The following is a 761-nucleotide window of genomic DNA, read 5'->3' on the forward strand; positions in this document are numbered from 1 at the left end:
ATTGTTCAAAACAATTGTTCGAATCAAACAAAATAATTGCACTGCATAGCTGGTTGTTTGCGTACTAAAATTTCGTGCTAATTTTGGATTGAAGTAGGAGTAAGTGAATGGGCTTGTTGGTCGATGGAGTATGGCGTGATGAGTGGTATGACACTAAGAGTTCTGATGGAGAGTTTATTCGTACTGATGCGCAATTTCGTTCTTGGATCAGTGCGGATGCTTCAACTGGGTTTCAAGCGGAGTCAGGGCGCTATCATTTGTTTGTTTCGCTTGCATGTCCTTGGGCGCACAGAACGCTTATCTTTCGTGCTTTGAAAGGCTTGGAAGATGTTATTTCTGTTTCGATAGTGAAGCCTGAGATGTTATCCCAGGGCTGGGAGCTTCAAGGTGGCGATCTTCCAGACGGCATGAATGAATTGACATCTATGCATCAAGTTTATACTTCAGTTCAACCTAATTACTCTGGTCGTGTCACTGTTCCGGTGCTCTATGATAAGAAAACTCGGCAGATTGTCAGTAACGAGTCCTCAGAAATTATTCGAATGCTGAATATGGCTTTTAATGATTTTGCTTCTGATGATTTGGATTACTATCCGGAGTCTAAGCGACAAATCATCGATGAACTAAATGCAGATGTGTACGAGAATATTAATAACGGTGTGTATAAAACTGGATTTGCGACCACACAAGCAGCCTATGAGAAAAACTTCGAAGCCTTGTTTGAGGCTTTAGGTCGTATGGAGGTGCGCTTGTCTGAATCT

1 protein-coding gene is annotated in these 761 nt (G+C 41.9%); it reads left to right on the forward strand.

Going from position 1 to position 761, the window contains the following annotated elements; genetic code table 11:
* Positions 1-107: 107 nt before the first annotated feature.
* The coding region (locus tag A3762_RS21910; protein WP_068757632.1) for a glutathione S-transferase family protein at positions 108-761 on the forward strand (654 nt) is incomplete at its 3' end.

The organism is Oleiphilus sp. HI0125 (assembly GCF_001635355.1).